The organism is Pseudomonas phenolilytica (genome assembly GCF_021432765.1).
Taxonomy (GTDB): Bacteria; Pseudomonadota; Gammaproteobacteria; order Pseudomonadales; family Pseudomonadaceae; genus Stutzerimonas; species Stutzerimonas phenolilytica.
This window is the reverse complement of record NZ_CP058908.1, coordinates 3,282,291-3,296,499: the sequence shown is the minus strand read 5'-3', so window position 1 is coordinate 3,296,499 and position 14,209 is coordinate 3,282,291. Positions and strand designations below refer to the sequence as shown.

10 protein-coding genes and 2 pseudogenes are annotated in these 14,209 nt (G+C 66.3%); 7 read left to right on the top strand and 5 right to left on the bottom strand.

All coding sequences use genetic code 11. From position 1 onward, the window contains the following. Window positions 1–103 precede the first annotated feature (103 nt). A pseudogene (locus HU825_RS18935) lies at window positions 104–625 on the bottom strand (methyl-accepting chemotaxis protein); the annotation flags it as partial. A gap of 426 nt (window positions 626–1,051) precedes the next feature. Continuing rightward, a pseudogene (locus HU825_RS18930) lies at window positions 1,052–2,008 on the bottom strand (PDC sensor domain-containing protein); the annotation flags it as partial. Between the two features lie 663 nt (window positions 2,009–2,671). Here HU825_RS18930 and HU825_RS15670 point away from each other — a divergent pair. From HU825_RS15670 to HU825_RS15650, 5 genes are all read left to right on the top strand, one after another. Further along, the gene (locus HU825_RS15670; RefSeq protein WP_102828321.1) at window positions 2,672–3,109 is read left to right on the top strand and encodes a cupredoxin domain-containing protein; all 438 of its coding nucleotides are present in this window, start codon (window positions 2,672–2,674) and stop codon (window positions 3,107–3,109) included. Window positions 3,110–3,119: 10 nt separating this feature from the next. After that, complete coding sequence (locus HU825_RS15665; protein ID WP_054093097.1) at window positions 3,120–4,376, top strand: HAMP domain-containing sensor histidine kinase; 1,257 nt, start codon at window positions 3,120–3,122, stop codon at window positions 4,374–4,376. Further along, window positions 4,373–5,032 carry a response regulator gene (locus HU825_RS15660; RefSeq protein WP_008567927.1) on the top strand — a complete coding sequence of 220 codons (660 nt, stop codon included), beginning with the start codon at window positions 4,373–4,375 and terminating at the stop codon, window positions 5,030–5,032. Before HU825_RS15665 ends, HU825_RS15660 begins: the two co-directional genes overlap by 4 nt. Window positions 5,033–5,300: 268 nt before the next feature. Beyond that, complete coding sequence (locus HU825_RS15655) at window positions 5,301–7,601, top strand: TonB-dependent receptor (RefSeq protein WP_234302416.1); 2,301 nt, start codon at window positions 5,301–5,303, stop codon at window positions 7,599–7,601. Window positions 7,602–7,829: 228 nt separating this feature from the next. After that, window positions 7,830–8,996, top strand: coding sequence for an MFS transporter (locus HU825_RS15650; RefSeq protein ID WP_234302415.1), 1,167 nt, complete (start codon window positions 7,830–7,832; stop codon window positions 8,994–8,996). A gap of 64 nt (window positions 8,997–9,060) precedes the next feature. On the opposite strand, the gene HU825_RS15645 is transcribed toward HU825_RS15650, so the two are convergent. From HU825_RS15645 to exaA, 3 genes are all read right to left on the bottom strand, one after another. After that, window positions 9,061–9,744: a 3'-5' exonuclease gene (locus HU825_RS15645; protein WP_234302414.1), complete on the bottom strand. Its 684-nt coding sequence runs from the start codon at window positions 9,742–9,744 to the stop codon at window positions 9,061–9,063. 90 nt (window positions 9,745–9,834) lie between these two features. Beyond that, on the bottom strand, window positions 9,835–10,488 hold the full coding sequence (locus tag HU825_RS15640) for a pentapeptide repeat-containing protein (RefSeq protein WP_043295689.1): 654 nt from the start codon (window positions 10,486–10,488) through the stop codon (window positions 9,835–9,837). Window positions 10,489–10,648: 160 nt separating this feature from the next. After that, complete coding sequence (exaA, locus tag HU825_RS15635) at window positions 10,649–12,508, bottom strand: quinoprotein ethanol dehydrogenase (RefSeq protein ID WP_077683418.1); 1,860 nt, start codon at window positions 12,506–12,508, stop codon at window positions 10,649–10,651. Between the two features lie 322 nt (window positions 12,509–12,830). On the opposite strand from exaA, the gene pedF reads away from it, so the two are divergent. Then, window positions 12,831–13,268, top strand: a complete 438-nt coding sequence (gene pedF, locus HU825_RS15630; RefSeq protein WP_077683417.1) for a cytochrome c-550 PedF — start codon at window positions 12,831–12,833, stop codon at window positions 13,266–13,268. Further along, window positions 13,268–14,185, top strand: a complete 918-nt coding sequence (locus HU825_RS15625) for a substrate-binding periplasmic protein (RefSeq protein WP_043295685.1) — start codon at window positions 13,268–13,270, stop codon at window positions 14,183–14,185. Before pedF ends, HU825_RS15625 begins: the two co-directional genes overlap by 1 nt. The last annotated feature ends 24 nt before the right edge of the window (window positions 14,186–14,209 follow it).

Sequence of the window (14,209 nt, the reverse complement as noted above, 5' to 3'; positions counted from 1 at the left end):
CGCTCCAGCAGGGGGGAATATGCAGAAAGTACCAGTCGTGGTGTACCAAGGTCGTAGAAATGCGACAGATCGAAGCGGCACCGCGAGGGTGCCGCTCGGGTGCTCAGCGGGTGCGTCTGACGGTGAAACGACCGACCTGCACGATCATCTGCTCGGCCTGTTGCGTCAGCTCCTGCGCGGCCTGGGTCGACTGCTCGGAGTTGCTGCTGTTGTGGTGCACGACCTGATCGATCTGCTCGATGGCCAGGCTGACCTGTTCGATGCCGGACGCCTGCTGGCTGGAGGCCGAGGCGATCTCGTCGACCAGCTGCGAGACCTGCGCGGCGCCCTGGACGATCGCTTCCAGCGCCTGGGCGGTTTCGTCGGTGAGCTCCATGCCCTTGACGGTCCGCGCGTTGGATTCCTGAATCAGACGGGTGGAGCGCTGCGCCGCTTCGGCGCTGCGGGCGGCAAGCTGGCGCACTTCATCGGCCACGACCGCGAAGCCGCGTCCGTGCTCACCAGCACGCGCCGCTTCGATGGCCGCGTTGAGGGCCAGCAGGTTGGTCTGGGTAGCGATCTCCTCGATGGCGCGGATGATGTTGGTGATGTCCTGACCGGACTGGTTGATTTCCTGCATCGCACCCTTGAGCGTCGCCATGAGCTCGTTGCCGCCACGCGCTGATCGCTCGGAATCGCGCGATAGCGAATTGGCCTCGCCGGCGTACTCGGAAGTCTGGCGGATCTGCGAAGCCATCTGGTTGATGGTGGCGCTGATCTCGGTGACCGCCGAGGCCGACTCCGTCGCGCCTCCGGACAGGTCATGGCTCAGGCGCGTCACCTCGCCGGCCTTGTCGTTGATCAGCGCCGAGCTGAGCTGCACCTGGGAGACCAGCTCGTTGAGGTTGTCGACCATCCGCCGCAGTGCCAGGCCGAGCTGATCGCCGTCCGAGGCCAGGCGTACGTCGACCGTCAGATCGCCCTGGGAAATGCGCTCGGCGACATGCACCTGCTGCTGTAGGCTCTCGGCCATGCGGTCGAGGCTGGCGGAAAGCTGGCCCACTTCGTCCGCCGAGCGGTGTGCGAGGCGTTGCGAAAAGTCGCCGCGCTGAATCGCACCGGCGAGTTGCGCCGCCTTGCGGATCGGCAGCGCCACCGAGCGCGAGGAAATCCACAGCGCGATGACCGCGAGCAGCGAGATGAACACCCCGACGCCGATCTGCTGAAGCATGCTCCGGCTGCTCTGGGTCTGCATTTCCGCTTCGAGGGCAGCGGCTTTTGCCAGCACGATGTCTTTGTCGATCTTGAGCATCATCGACCACGGCTTGCCGGTCCGGCCGAGCTCGATGGGCGCGAAGACGATCACCATGCCGCGGTCGTCCAGCCGTGCCAGCTCTTCGCCTTTCTGGATGGAGCCGAGCGCGGCTTGCCAGTCATCGGGAAGCACCTGCTTGAAGTGTTCGCCGATCAGGTTGGGATGCCGGCTTTCCGCGACGACCAGGCCCTGATCGCTGATGATCGCCACCTCGCCCTGGCCGTCGAACAGCTTGCCGGAGACTTCCTGGCTGATCTTCTGCACGAAATCGAGGTTGTAGTCGGTGCCCGCCACGCCCATGAAGCGCCCGTCGACCACGATGGGTACCGACAGCGTCGCCAGCCACACCTGCTTGCCCTGCACGATGTACGGCAGCGGGCCGAGCACGCTTTCGCGCCGGTTTTCCTTCGGGCCGATGTACCAGCCGCCTTTCAACACGCCGTTCGGGTGCTTGTCCAGAGTGTCGTATTCGACCAGCGGCTGGACGGCGATCTTGCCGTCCGCGCCGCGCGTCCAGTAGGGCGTGAAGCGGCCGGTCTGGTCGTTGTTGCCGTTCTGCGTACCGGCGAACAGCGCGTCCTGGCCGTCGATGGCGTCCGGTTCCCAGCACGAGTAGGTGCCGTTGAAGTCCGGGTAGCTCTTGAGCACGTTCAGCAGGACGGCATTGACCTGGTCGCGGCCGATCTCGAGACCGCCATTGTCGGCCGCGCTCATCTTCGCGACGGCGAAGGTCGTGGCCATGCCGCGGGCGGCTTCCAGCGCCTTGGTGAACTCCGCGCGGATTTCCCCTGCGTACTTGCCGCCGAGATGTTGCAGGGTTTGCAGCGCCTCATCCTGCGCTTGCTGGCTGACGCGGTTCGACACCAGTTGCTGCGTGGAGCTTGCGAGATAGACGCTGTAGCCGATGAGTATGCCCGCCGTTGTGAGCAGGCATAGCCCGCCGATGAGAGCGATTCGCTGTTGTATGGATCTGAGTGTCATGACGGTTCCTACTCCTGAGCAATGCAAAAGAACCTGCGGGGGCGTGCCTGAACGCCGAAGGGCGGCCGAAGATCGCCGATGGCAAAACGGCATCCCGGATGCCGAATGTTGCGGCGCGCCGGCCGAGAAATTGATCGCTACCTTGGTACTGCTGCGTAGGTAGCGGTACGCGCGATGCGGCTTTTGGCGTGGTTTCTGGCGGGCACCGGCGCAGGCGCGGCGCTGCGCGGCGCGGCGGGCGAAAACGGATCGGGGGACCGTCGGACGCCGTCGTTTTTCATTCCATCAGGCGCTGGCGGGGGCCGGCGGCGATGCCGGATCGGTACCAAGGTAGGAGGGTGGTTGGTACGCGGGCGCCTAGGATGGGGCATCCAAAACAATAAAGAGGCCATCACCATGCCCACATGCAAAGCCATGCTGCTCAATTTGCTGTTCATCGGCAGCCTGCTCGGCTTCGACCAGAGTCAGGCCGCCGGCGATCTCACTCGCCGCACCCAGGCGCTGCCGGACCTCAAGTTCGGCTCCGAAGAAAGCGATTACGCCGTCTCACAGAAGGAGTACCAGCTGGAAACCGGTGTCGCCTACCAGCTCAAGGTGATTGCTGACGGGCAGAAGGAATGCGCCTTCCAGGCGCCGGAGTTTGCCCAGTCGATCTTCCTGCGCAAGGTCGAGGCCGGCGGCGTGGAGATCAAGGCGGTCACGCTGGTCGAGCTGGAGTTCGAGGACGCCGGCGAGGCGGAAATCTTCTTCCTGCCGGTCAAGCCCGGCACCTACCCGTTCTACTGCAAGGGCTTGCAGAACAAGGGCATGGAAGGGCGCTTCGTGATCAAGTGAGGGCGCGGCCATGAGTGCGCTCAGGCGTACCTACCTGCTGGTGACGCTGTTCTTCGTCGCGGTGGCGCTGGTCTGCACGGCCGTGCTGCTGCGCCAGGCTGCGCATGACGTGCAGCGCGAACTCGATGCCGCGCAGCAGGTTGTGGACTACCTGGCACTCAGTCTGCGCGATGAGCCGCAGGCGCCGGCCGCCGGCCTGGAGCAAAGCCTGCGACATATCCGCATCGAGCGAGTGGCGGCCGGCGATGAGCAGCCTGCCGAGCCGTCCGGTCGGCCCTGGCTGAGCCGCTGGTTGTACCCGCAGGTGATGCCGGCGCGCGTCATCGAGCGGGCGAACGGGGAGCAGATTCGCCTGGCGGTCAATCCCGACGACGAAGTGGAAGAAGTCTGGGATTCGCTGTTGCAGCTGCTTGCGCTGTTCGGCCTGGCACTGGCGCTGAGCCTGCTGACCATACGCTGGGCGGTCGGCCACGCGCTCGGTGTGCTGGAAGACCTGCTCGGCGGCCTGCGGCAGATTTCCCGTGGGCAGCTGGCCACGCGGCTGGTGGCGCGGCGGCTGCCGGAAGCACGCCGGCTGGCCGGACATTTCAACCAGATGGCCGGCGCGCTGGAGGAGGCCGAGGCGGCGAATGCGCGGCTCACCGGCACGCTGCTGGAACTGCAGGAGCGCGAACGCACCCGTCTGGCGCAGGTGATGCACGACGATCTCGGCCAGTACGTCGCCGGCATTCGCGCCCGCGCCTGCCTGCTGCGCATCCAGGCCGAGCAACCGGATGCGGTGCGTGAAACCGCGGCGCATCTGGAGCGGCACAGCCTCGATCTGCAGAATGGGTTTCGCACACTGGTGCGCGATCTCTATCCGGTGATGCTCGAACACCTGCCGCTGGAAGAGGCCGTCGGCCAGCTGGTCGAGCAATGGCAGGGCGCGCAGGGCATCGAATGCCAGCTCCAGCTGTGCGGAGCGATTCCCGCGTTCACCACCGAGGACAAGCTGCACCTGTACCGGCTGCTGCAGGAGGCGCTGACCAATGTCGCGCGCCACGCGCAGGCCCGTTGCGTGCGTCTGCGCCTGCGCGGCGGCGCGCATGGGCTGCGTGTGCTGTTGCGTGACGACGGCCACGGCGAGCCGCCGCAGCGTGCCGGGGTCGGTCTGCGTTCGATGCGCGAGCGGGCTCGCTGCCTCGGCGCCAACCTTCGTTTGCGGCACTGCCCGGGACGGGGCTGGACGCTTTATCTCAACCTGCCGTGCAAAGGAGCGACAGCATGAAAATCCTGCTGGTGGACGATCACGCGGTGGTGCGCCAGGGCTACGCCAGCCTGCTTACCGCGCTGCTGCCCGAGGTGGTGGTGACCGAGGCCGAGAGCGGCGAGCTGGCGCTGCAACGGGTGCAGGAGGAAATTCCCAGCCTCGTCGTGCTGGACCTCGGGCTGCCTGGCATCAGCGGGCTGGAGACCTGCCGGCGCCTGCGCCAGCGCCTGCCGCTGCTGCCGGTGCTGATCTTCAGCATGCATGACGAACTGGCACTGGTGCGCCAGGCACTGGATGCCGGGGCGTCCGGCTACCTGACCAAACGCTGCGCGCCGGACGTGCTGGTCGAGGCGGTGCGCAAGGTGCTTGCCGGTCAGCCCTTCATCGAGCAGCCGCTGGCCACCGCACTGGCGCGCCAGCGTCCCAGCACCTCACCGATGCAGGGGCGTCTGGCCGAGATGACCCCGCGCGAGATGGAAATCTTCATCATGCTCGCCCGCGGCATCGGCAACCGTGAGATCGCCGAGCGGCTGTGCATCAGCAGCAAGACCGTCTCCAATCACATGGCTCTGCTCAAGAGCAAGCTGGACGTCAGCTCCCAGGCGGAGCTGGTGCACCTGGCCATCGACCAGGGCCTGCTGCGCGTCGGCGAACGCATGCTCTGCGAGGCCTGAGCCCGCCACGACTCTGCCTGTTCCTGTTCGCGAAGCCGCCTGCCGTCGCTGGCGGGCGGCTTCGGCGTGCCTGGTCGCCACGCAGGTCTTCATCCGTACCGCGCCATCGGTCGTACGACCAAGTGCCGGCGGTTCGGGAAATTTTCCCGGGCGAACCGGGAATTCTTCCCTGTCGGCGCGACTCGGCGGCTTTCGATAATCGGTCTGGCAGGTTGCCAGCATGCAGCCGTGATCCGTTCGATTCGCCGCACAACAACAAGGAATATCCATGTCGTATCAGGTCTGCCGCCGCGCGCTGCCCCGGCGCACGCTGCTTTCGCTCGCCATCGCCAGCCTGCTGCCAGGTATGGCGCATGCCGCCGAACCGCTCGAACTGGCCAGCGAAGAAATCGTCGCCACCACACCGTTGCCGGGTATCGGTCTGTCCAAGGATCGCTTGCCGGCCAACGTCCAGACGCTGGACGAGGCGCAACTGCGCAAGCTCGGCGGCCAGTCGCTCGCCGAGGCGCTGCAGCGCGGGCTGCCGAGCGTCAATCTGAACGAGACCCAGGGCAATCCGTACCAGGCCGACCTCAACTACCGCGGCTTCACCGCATCGCCGCTGTTGGGCACCGCCCAGGGTCTGTCGGTATTCCTCGACGGCGTGCGGGTCAACGAGGCCTTCGGCGATGTGGTGCACTGGGACCTGATTCCCCGCAGCGCCATCGCCGACATGGCGCTGGTGCCTGGCTCCAATCCGCTGTACGGCCTGAACACCCTGGGCGGCGCACTGGCGCTGCAGACCAAGCGCGGCGACAGCCATCCCGGCGGTTCCGCCGAGGTTTACGCCGGCTCGTTCGGGCGCAAGGGTGGCGCGGTGCAGCACGGCGGCCAGCATGAAGAATTTTCCTGGTATCTGGCGGCCGAGGGCATGGAGGAGGATGGCTGGCGCGATCACTCGCCATCGGATGTCGGCCAGCTGTTCGGCAAGTTCGCCTGGACCACCGCGACCACCGACATCGCGCTGACCCTCGCGCACGCCGACAACGACCTGATCGGCAACGGCCTGCTGCCCGAGAGCATGCATGACCGCGATCACGACGCGATCTTCACCTATCCCGACCAGACCGAGAACCGCAGCCATCTGATGGCGCTGTCGGCCAGTCACTGGCTGAGCGATGCCGATCGGCTGTCCGGCACCGTTTATCTGCGCCGTACCCGCACCGCGACGCTGAACGGTGACGGCAACGACGAGTACGAGGACGAGTACGAGGAGTGGGAAGACGCCGGCTTTATCGGCGAAGGCCCGCAAAGCGGCGTGCTCAACCGTACCCGCACCGCGCAGCGCGCCTACGGCCTGGCTTTGCAGTGGACGCGTTATGCCGGCGATCACCAGTTCGCCTTCGGCCTGTCGCATGACAACACCCGCGCCAGCTTTCACCAGAGCGAGCAGGGCGGCGAGCTGACCGACGAGCGCGGCATCCTGCCCACCGAGGACGAGGAACAGGCCAACAGCCTGCTCGGTCGTACACGCACCTCCAGCCTTTACGCAACCGACACCTGGGCGCTGACCGAGGCGCTGCAGCTGACTGGCTCGCTGCGCTACAACCGCACACGCGTGGTCAACAGCGATCGCATGGGCGATGACCTCGACGGCGACTTCACCTATCGCAAGCTCAACCCGGCACTGGGTTTCGCCTGGCAGCTGCAACCGGCGCTGACCGTCTATGGCGGCTTCTCGCAGGGCAATCGCGCGCCCACGCCGATCGAGCTGGGCTGCGCCGATCCGCAGAACCCCTGCAGCCTGCCCAACGCGATGGCCGCCGACCCGTTCCTCGAGCAGGTGGTCACCCGTACTCTCGAACTCGGCGTGCGCGGACAGCTGGCCGGCGGGGCGGAGTGGAACGTCACCGCGTTTCGCAGCATGAACCACGACGATCTGCTGTTCGTCGGCACCGGTGGCAGCCAGGGCTATTTCACCAACTTCGGCCGCACCCGGCGCCAGGGTATCGAGCTGGGGCTGAACGGCAGCTACGGTGCATTCGACTGGCGCGCGGATTACACCTACCTGCAGGCGACGTTCCGCTCCTCGGCATGCATCCTCGCCGAGAACAACAGCACCGAAGGCGAGGGTGGCTGCCCGGATGACGAAATCCGTATCGCCAGCGGCGACCACCTGCCGGGCTTGCCCAAGCACAATCTCAAGCTCGGGCTGGACTGGAACCTGAACGAGCGCCTGCGCCTGGGCACCACGTTGCTGGCCTACTCCGGGCAATACGTGCGCGGCAACGAGAACAACCGCCACCAGGCAAGCGGCGAGTTCGAGGGCAGTGGCAAGCTGCCGGGCTACGCGGTGCTCAACCTCACCGCCGACTACCGTTTCGCCCGCGACTGGACGCTGTTCGGACGCGTCGACAACCTGTTCGACAAGCGTTACGCCACCAGCGGCGCGCTGGCGGAGAACCCCTTCGTCGGCGCCGGCAACGCCTTCGCCGACGACCCGGACGGCTGGCGCCACGAGCAGTTCATCGCCCCCGGTGCACCCCGCGCGGGCTGGCTGGGCGTGCGCTACCAATGGGACGCGCTGTAGCTGAACGGATAAAGGCCCGTGCAGACCGTACGGGTCTTTTGCGTCCGGCTTGCCGGCTTTGCGGGGCGATGTGTCAGGCGTGACGCAAAAAAGTCACGGCAGACTGCGTATGCTGGTGTGCTTGGCCGCCATCCTGTGCGGCGCGACCAGCGGAGCCCCAATGAACCACGCTTGTGCAGTCATCCGCCGTTCCAGGTCGTCACACCTGACTGCGGCAGGCCAGACGCGTTGATCAGCTCGTCGCGCCTGCGCGTCGTGTTCGCACTCGGCAGCGCGCAGACGCTGGCCTGGGGCTCGACCTACTACCTGCCAGCGATTCTCGCCGAGCCGATGGCGCGCGAGCTGGGCCTGGCCACCGGCACCGTGTTCGCCGCATTTTCCCTGGCGCTGGTGGTGACGGCCGTTCTCGGGCCGCTGTGCGGCAAGCGCATCGACCATCACGGCGGGCGTGATGTGCTGGCGCTTTCCAGTCTGGTCTTCGCGGCAGGGCTGGCGACCCTCGGCCTTGCGAACGGGCCGCTGATGCTCTGGCTCGGCTGGCTGGTGATCGGCATCGGCATGGCGCTGGGGCTTTACGAGTCGGCGTTCTCCACACTCACCGGCATCTACGGCCGCGATGCGCGCGGTGCGATCACCGGGATTACCTTGCTTGCCGGATTCGCCAGTACCGTGTGCTGGCCGATCAGCGGCTGGCTGGAGGCTGCGCTCGGCTGGCGTGGCACCTGCCTGGTCTGGGCCGGGGCGCATATCGTCCTCGGTCTGCCGCTGAACCGGCTGATGATTCCGCTGGGTATCCAGCCCGCATCGCCGCCGGGCGACAAGCCTGTGCAGGAACCTGCCGGCGCCGGCCTGACCATGGGGCTGCTGGCGTTCGTTTTCGCGGCCACCTGGTTCGTCAGTACGGCGATGGCGGCGCACCTGCCGCGACTGCTGCAGGAGTCCGGGCTGTCGGCGGCTGCGGCCATCGCCGTCGCGGCGCTGGTCGGGCCGGCGCAGGTCGGTGCGCGCTGTCTGGAATTCGTTTTGCTGCAGCGATTCCATCCGCTGCTCTCGGCACGCCTGGCGGCCATCGCGCATCCCATCGGTGCGCTCGGCGTGATGCTGTTCGGCGCACCGGCGACCACCGGGTTTGCCCTGTTGCACGGCGGTGGCAACGGCATCCTGACCATCGCCAAGGGCACCTTGCCGCTGGTGATCTTCGGCCCACACGGTTATGGCCTGCGCCAGGGGCTGCTGATGGTGCCGGCGCGTTTCGCCCAGGCCTTCGCGCCGTTCGTCTTCGCGCTGTTGATCGATGATTACGGCAGCGGCGCACTGTGGCTGTCGGCCGCGCTGGGCGTGCTGGCGTACGGTGCGCTGTCACTGCTGCAGCGGACCGCGCGTGGTCTCGGTTGAGCGGCAACGGCCGCAGCTCTGGCCGCGTTCGTCGATCAGCGCTGCCAGCGAACCGTCAGGAGGATCATCGCGAACCGTCTACATGCAGCGGCTGCCTGGGCTTGGCGCGACGCGGTTGGGGCGGCGTGCTGGCCAGCTGCAGCAGCAGATGTTGCCGCTCGACGGACAGGCCGAGGAATACCTGTAGCGCGGCATAGGCGTCATTCGCTGCATAGACCTGCTGAGCCTCGCTTAGCTCGGTGCTGGCCCAGTTCGAGGTCGCCACGCGGCGCGACTTGTGGATACGCGCGCCCAGCACGCCGGCCACTGCGCCGCGCAGGCCGACCTGACCTTTGCGGTCCTGATAGCGCAGCATGGTGCCGAGGTCGAGGCAGTTCGCCAGCTCGATGCCGAGCCTGCCGCGCAGTCGGCTGCGGTCCGCTTTCAGACCGAAGCCGATCTTCAGTACATCTGGCGCCTGCAGAATCGTGCGCGCCGCCTCGACGCAGCCGGGCACGATGACCTGAAACAGGTACGCCTGCGTCGGCGTGGCGAGCTGGATCAGGTGCGGACCGGTGGAGACTTCGCCGACGCGAAAGGTTGGCCGGGATTCGGTATCGAAGCCGACGCAGGGGCAGGCGCGCAGCTCGCCGATGGCCCTGGCCAGCGCCGTGGCGTCGGCGGGCATGATGATGTGTGCGGCCGTCAGCCCGGCGAAGGTCGGCAGGGTGGCGTTGTCGGCAGGAAGGGGAATGCGGATGGGCTGCATCGTCGGTGCTCCGGGGCTCGCCAGCGGCAGCGATCAGGCAACGCTAGCCGAGCGCGGCGGGCAAGTCGATGCCGAATCCACCCGCGCCGGCTACTTTTCCCAGTCGTGCGGACAATCCTTGCAGCCTTCCATATTGGTTCCCTGAAACGTGGCGTAATGCCGTCGCGCGCCGCTGAGCACGGCGTCGGCCAGGTTGGCATCGTTGAGCTTGGCTTCCTGCAGGTTGGCATCGGTCAGGTCAGCGCCGGCGAGGTCGACCTTGCTCAGCCAGGTCATTTCCAGATCGGCGGCACGCAGGGTGCTGCGCTGCATCTTCGCGCCGCTCAGGCGGGCGAATTCGAGATAGGCACCGGTGAGGTCCGCACCATTGAATCGTGCCGCCTGAGCGAACAAGCCCCAGCCCTGAATGGCGACCAGCTTGGCGTCGGTGAAGTTGGCCAGGCGCAGATTGGCCTGCTGCAGGCTGGCGCGGTTGAGCGTGGCGCCGCTGAGATCGGCCTTCTCCAGATTGGCCAGGTCCAGGTTGGCGTGGCGCAGGTTGGCGCCGGCCAACTTGGCGCCGGCGAGATTGATCTTGCGCAGATCCTGATTGCTCAGGTTTGCGCCGCGCAGATCGGCGTTCGGACACTGGCTTTCCGGCTGGATGACGCAGCCATTGATGACCGCGGGCTGGTCGCTGGCGGCGAACGCGGCGTTACCGGCGAGCAGGGCCAGAGGCAAAAGCAGTAGCGGGGAGGTCTTCATGACGGTTTTCCTGCGAAGCGGTAGGGAGGGGCGGTTGCGCGGGGGCTCGCGTGGCGCGCCGGCGAGAGCGCCAACTCGGGGCCAGACATGCCATGGGAACGCTCCGCGAACCGTCTTACAGGGAAGCGCCGTGCCGGCCGTAGCGGGCACGGCGTGGTACTCAGCGCTGCGCGGTCTTCTTTTCCCAGTCCGGCAGTTTGAACACCCAGAACGAACCACCCTGGGCGACCGGCTTGGTCAACACGGCCATGTCGCCACCCCACAGCGGCACGGCGCCGCCGTAGCCGACGGTCACGCCGAGGTACTGCTCGCCATCCTGCTCCCAGGTGATCGGCGGCGAGATGATTCCGCTGCCGGTCTGGAACTTCCACAGCTCGTCGCCAGTTTTCGCGTCGAATGCCTTGAAGTAGCCGTCACTGGTGCCGGTGAACACCAGGTTGCCCTTGGTGGCCAGCACGCCGGCCCACAGCGGCAGTTTTTCCTTGTGTTCCCAGGCGACCTTGCCGGTGGTGGGGTTCATGGCGCGCAGGATGCCGACGTGGTCGTCGTACATGCGCTTGATGCGGAACCCCTGGCCGAGATAAGCCGAGCCCTTCTTGTAGCTGACCTCTTCGGTCCAGTAGTCCTCTTTCCAGTGGTTGGCCGGCACGTAGAACAGGCCGGTGTCCTGGCTGTAGGCCATCGGGTTCCAGTTCTTACCGCCGAGGAAGGGCGGAGAAACCTCGACGGACTTGCCGTGCTGCTCGCCGGGTTCGGGTTTGGGCGGACGCTGGCCTTCGTTCTCCACCGGGCGGCCGGTTTTCAGGTCGATGTGGCTGGCCCAGGTGATGTTGTCGACGAAGGGGAAGGCGTTCTGCAGCTTGCCGTCCTTGCGATCGACCACGTAGAAGAAGCCGTTGCGGTCGGCGTGGGCGGTGGCTTTCACGGTCTTGCCATTCTTGTCCTTGTAGTCGAACAGCACCAGTTCGTTGTTGCCGGAGAAGTCCCAGGCGTCGTTCGGGGTGTGCTGGTAGAACCACTTCACTTCGCCGGTGGAAGGATCGACGCCGACCTGGCCGGAGGTGTAGAGGCTGTCGTAGTCCTGCGGCTTGCCGTCCTTGGAGGTGCGCGCCCAGCCGTTCCACGGCGCGGGGTTGCCGGCGCCGACGATGATGGTGTTGGTCTCGGCATCGAAGCTCGCGCTCTGCCACGGTGCGCCGCCGCCCTGACTCCAGGCTTCGACCTTGCCGGTCGGCGAGTTGGCATCGTCCGGCCAGGAGGGTGCCTTGATGTCGCCGGTCGGCGTGCTGTCCTTGCCGTTCAGGCGGCCCATGTGGCCCTCGACGAAGGGACGCATCCAGACTTCTTCACCGGTGTCCGGGTCGCGCGCGAAGAGCTTGCCAACCACGCCGAACTCGTCACCCGAGCTGCCGTGAACCAGCAGCACCTTGCCGGTCTTGCCGTCCTTCACCAGCGTCGGCGCGCCGGTCATGGTATAGCCGGCGTCGTGATCGCCGAATTTTTTGTTCCAGACAACCTTGCCGGTGTCCTTGTTCAGCGCCACGACGCGGGCGTCCAGTGTGCCGAAGTAGATCTTGTCGCCGTAGATCGCGGCGCCTCGGTTGACCACATCGCAGCACGGGCGGATATCGTCGGGCAGGCGGTGGGCGTAGCTCCACAGGCGTTTGCCGGTCTTGGCATCCAGGGCGAACACGCGCGAGTAGGAGCCGGTCACGTAAATCACACCGTCGTGGACGATGGCCTGGGATTCCTGGCCGCGCTGTTTCTCGTCACCGAAGGAGAACGACCACGCCGGCGTCAGCTTGAACACGTTCTTGTCGTTGACCTGGGCCAGCGGACTCCAGCGCTGTGCGTGGGTGCCCAGGCCGTACTGCAGCACGTTCTCGGTGGACAGATGGTCGTTGGCGATGTCTTCCCAGCTGACCGGCTTGGCCTGGGCAACGCCGGCCAGCGCGAGGCTGCCGAACAGCACGGCGAGGGCGAGCGGGCGGGTTGTGCCGGGGTGCGATCTTGTTGTCATGGTTGCGATTCCCTTGGTCGATTCGGACGAGGCCGCCGTCTGCCGGTAGCCTGGCGATACGAATAGTGGGAGCGCGCTCGCGGGCGCCGACACGGAAAAACGCCCGCCGATGCCGGGAAAACTTCCCATCGGTGCGCTGTTTTCGCCTTGCTACCGCGGTGCCACCACGACCCGCTGCAAAAGACGGGGATAAAACCTAGTACCAAGGGAGGAGATGCAGGCATCCAAAGCAGGATTCTGTCGACCGGGTCGCGCCGCCAACATGGCCACCATGCGCTCCGATGGGGCTGCCTTGTACAGGTTCCGAACAGAGGTGGTAGTCATGAACAACAAGAACTTTCTGCGCTCGCTGCTGGCGGCGGGTGTCCTGGGTATGTCCGGCCTGGTCCTGGCGCATGGTGATGTGACGCCGCAGGCGGTGGACACCAAGGGCCTGCCATCCCTTGGCGAGGAGTGGGCAGAAGAAAACCCCTATCGCGCCCCGAGCGAACACCATGATCTGGCGGTGCAGATCGGTTCGTCCGCCTACAACCAGAACTGCGCCCGTTGCCACGGCCTGGAGGCAATCTCCGGCGGTATCGCGCCCGACCTGCGCGATCTGGAAGCCAGCTACGACGGCGACGAGTGGTTCAAGGAGCGTGTGATCAACGGCGCGGTGCGTGACGGTGCGGTGTACATGCCGCGCATGGCCGACACCCTCAGCCAGGAAGCACTGTGGGCGATCCGTACCTATATCGAAAGCGAAGCGGCCAAGCGGTGATGCGCCTCGGCCGCTGGCTCGTCGCGCTGTGCCTGTCGGCCTGCTGCGTACTGGCGCAGGCCGAGGTGGTGCGGGTGCGCGCTTACGACGACATCATCGCCTCGGGTGTGCTCAAGGTGGCGATGTACCAGGACTTCCCGCCATACAGCTTCGTCGTCGACGGTCAGCCACGCGGCGTCGACGTGGAGATGGCGCGCGAGCTGGCGGATGGCCTCGGCCTCAAGCTGGAGGTGCTGTGGGTCGCGCCGGACGAAACGCTGGACGATGACCTGCGCAACTTCATCTGGAAGGGGCACTACCTGCGCCCCAACGTGCTGGCCGACGTGATGCTGCGCGTGCCCTACGACCGCGAGTTCTCCTACAAGCGCAACGAGCTGGGCGAGCTGATCAATGAGCTGGTGGTGATGTTCGGGCCTTATCAGCGCGAACGCTGGCAGTCCGCCTTCGACGATCGCCGTCTGAAGGAGGTGCCGACCGTGGCGGTCTTCCAGTACCACCCGGTGGGCGTAGAGGTCGAGAGCGTGCCGTCGTTCTACCTGTCGTCGGTGTTCGGCGGGCGCATGAGCAAGATGCTGCACCACTATCCCAGCCCGCAGGCCGCGTTCGCCGCCATGCAGGCCGGTGAGGTGGACGCGACGATGGCCATGCGTGGGGAGATCGACTGGCTGCTCAAGCAGGCCAACGACAGCCATCTGAAGCTCGCGGAGAATGCCTACCCTGATATGGGCAAGCAGGTCTGGGATCTGGGCATGGCGGTGCACGAGTCCAATCGCCAGCTGGCCTACGCGCTGGAAGGCGTGCTGGAGCCGATGATCACCGAGGGGCGGTTGGCGAAGATCTATGCTGGCTATGGGCTGCGCTACGAGCTGCCCGGGCTTTATCAGGATTTAGAGAACGAGATGGCGGCCGGCAACTGACGCCATCCTTCAGCGGGCCGCCGG